Origin of the sequence: Neisseria sp. P0020.S005, assembly GCF_051957055.1 — a bacterium.
Lineage (GTDB): Bacteria > Pseudomonadota > Gammaproteobacteria > Burkholderiales > Neisseriaceae > Neisseria > Neisseria subflava_A.
In genome coordinates this window covers 1-442 of sequence record NZ_JBQCWV010000071.1, presented here as the reverse complement: position 1 = coordinate 442, position 442 = coordinate 1, and the positions used below count along the sequence as shown (strand labels likewise).

The 442-nt window shown below is 44.1% G+C and carries 1 protein-coding gene; it reads left to right on the top strand.

The window, feature by feature from the left end; genetic code table 11:
• Window positions 1-167, top strand: a 167-nt coding sequence (locus ACTHTU_RS11350) for an inositol monophosphatase family protein (RefSeq protein WP_440362606.1), incomplete at its 5' end; no start/stop codon positions are given.
• Window positions 168-442 lie beyond the last annotated feature (275 nt).

The following is a 442-nucleotide window of genomic DNA, read 5'->3' as shown; positions in this document are numbered from 1 at the left end:
ACCTCAAACCTTGGGATATTGCCGCAGGCGCGCTGATTGTGCAGGAAGCCGGCGGTATCGTTACCGATATGTCCGGCAATGAAGGCTGGCTGGAAAGCGGCGATATTGTGGCAGCCAATCCGAAAGTGCTGGCGCAAATGTTGCAAATCATTAGCGGACATCTGTAAACAGGAGGTCGTTTTCAGACGACCTTTTGCTCGTTTTTAATACGGTGTCGTGATTTAGCAATGGTAGGAATATCATCTGTGTTACTTTCAGGAGCAGATAACTACCTTTTATCGCAATCTGAAAACAGGGATTCCGATTAATGATAATATGCTCAAAGAATTGATTTGCAACAGGCAACCCCTCTGCCAATCTGATAAATGACGAACCGTATTGTTGTGAATAATATGAAGAAAAAATCTTTTTTGAATCGTCCCAAGACATCCGTTTTCCGCAC